The sequence below is a fragment of the Rudaea sp. genome, assembly GCF_036383415.1.
Classification (GTDB): domain Bacteria; phylum Pseudomonadota; class Gammaproteobacteria; order Xanthomonadales; family Rhodanobacteraceae; genus Rudaea.
Map to the genome: position 1 here is coordinate 1 of NZ_DASVOK010000069.1, position 2,202 is coordinate 2,202.

At 66.1% G+C, this 2,202-nt stretch carries 2 protein-coding genes; one reads left to right on the forward strand and one right to left on the reverse strand.

Features of this window, described 5'->3' with window-relative positions:
- Positions 1-733 (forward strand): adenylosuccinate synthetase (locus VF497_RS02470; protein ID WP_330885919.1); only part of this gene is annotated, 733 nt, incomplete at its 5' end.
- 89 nt (positions 734-822) lie between these two features.
- Here VF497_RS02470 and VF497_RS02475 read toward each other — a convergent pair.
- Positions 823-2,202: S53 family peptidase (locus VF497_RS02475; RefSeq protein ID WP_330885920.1), on the reverse strand; the 1,380-nt coding region annotated here is incomplete at its 5' end.

Consider the following 2,202-nt stretch of genomic DNA (forward strand, 5'->3'; position numbering starts at 1 on the left):
GCTCGACGACGCGCTCGCGTTCGGCGAATACCTGAAGCCGATGATCGACGACGTCGCCACGCTGCTGTACGACGCCCGCCGCCGCGGCGAGCACATCATGTACGAAGGCGCACAGGGCGCGCTGCTCGACATCGATCACGGTACCTATCCCTACGTCACCTCGTCGAACACGACGATCGGCGGCGCGCTCGCCGGCACCGGCGTCGGCGCCTGCGACATCGACTACGTGCTCGGCATCTGCAAGGCCTACGCGACGCGCGTCGGCGGCGGCCCGTTCCCGACCGAACTCCACGACGAGATGGGCGAGCGCCTGCGCAAGGTCGGCAACGAGTTCGGCGCGAGCACGGGACGCCCGCGCCGTTGCGGCTGGATCGACCTGGTCGCGCTCAAGCGTGCTACGCAGATCAATGCGATCAACGGCCTCGCCATCACCAAGCTCGACGTGCTCGACGGCCTGCCCAGCGTCAAGGTCTGCATCGCCTACGAATACCGCGGCAAGCGCCGCGAACTCGCGCCGCTCGACGCGGACGGCTGGGAAGAGTGCAAGCCGGTCTATCTCGAATTCCCCGGCTGGGACGAGCCGACCGGCGGCATCCGCGACTGGAACAAGCTGCCGGCTGCAGCGCGCGCGTATCTGCGTGCGGTCGAAGAACTATCGGGCTGCCATCTCGCATTGGTTGCGACCGGTGCGGATCGCGAAGACACGATCGTGTTGCGCGATCCGTTCGCCTGAGTCAGGCCCGTCAGAAACACAACGGCCGGCTTCAAGCCGGCCGTTTTGCATTGACCGCCACGAATGCGGCGGCGACCGCGTAAATCGCGCTAAGGAGCGATAGCGTTGACGAAGTTCACGCCGTTCGGTGTGCCGACGCCGGTCACGTTGTCCCAGCCGGGCGCGGTGACCAGTGAGGTGTCGGTACCGAACGTGAGCACGAACCAGCGCGTCGAGAACGGGCTGTTGTAGAGCGCGCTGTAGTAGGTCGTGGTGTTGCCGAGCGGCGCGGCGAGTTGATCGGCCGACCAGGGCGTCGCATTGATCATGCCGCTGACATTGTCGGCCGAGCCGTAGGCAACGACGTCGGTGACCGCGCCTGAGGGCAGGTTGTAGACCAGCGCTGCCGCCTGGCCGAGGCCGTGTCCGGCCTTCTGCGCGGCGAGCGCCATGACGCCCGAGAACAGCGGCGCGGCGAGACTGGTGCCGCCGATCACACCGACCGAAAGCTCGCCGTTGACCGTCTGGATGATCTCCACGCCGGTATACGGATCGGCCAGCATCGCGATGTCCGGCACCAGACGCGTGTTGCCCGGCACGCTGAGACCTGCCTGGAATGACGGCCGCGCGAAAGTCAGGCTGGGGCCGCCGCCGGCGCCGAACTGGAAACCGAGCGAGAGCGGCGGGTTAGCCGGCGCGTTGCCGCTGGCGGCGTTTTCTGCGATGCGCGTGAGATTATTGCCCCAGCCGGTCTGGAACGCCATTGTGTTGTCCGGATTGAGCGCGAGGCTGGTGCCGCCAATGCCAGTCGCGTAGGGCGAACTGGCAGGGAAATCGACAGTCTTGAATCCCACGTTCAATTCTTCGTCGCCGTTGTCGCCCGAAGAAAAATTGACGTCGACGCCTTGCGCGGCGGCCATCTGCAGGATGCGGTTGACGCGGTCGAGCTGCGCCGGGTTGCCGAAACCTTCCACCGACGACCAGCTGTTCGAGATCGTGTTGCCGAGATGGTGGACGACGGCATAGTTGATCGCCTCGTCGAGCGAGGCGCGCGCCGTGGCGACGACAAGGACGATATTCGCGCCGGGCGCGATCGCATGCGCCCATTCGACATCCAGCGTGGTCTCGTCGCTCCAAGTGCCGCTCTTCGGGCTGCCGGCGAGCCCGGGCGCCTTGGCCAGGGTCAGATTGGCATCGGGCAGGCCGTAGATGCTGGAGAATGCGTGCAGATCCTGGGCGATCGTCGGCGAGCCGTAGGCGTCGACGATGACGATGGTCTCGCCGCTGCCATCGATGCCCGAGGAATAGAGCGCATCAAGGTTGTAGGCGGTGCGGATCTCGGACGGCTGATAGCCGCACGGCGGCAGACTTCCCAAGGTGGTGTTCGTGATGTCGGTACCGTAGCGATTGCCGGTGTAGGTCGCCGTGGTCGTGCCCGCAGTGAACGTCTGCGTCTGCGGCGCGCGGAAGCATTGCGAGGCGAAGAACAG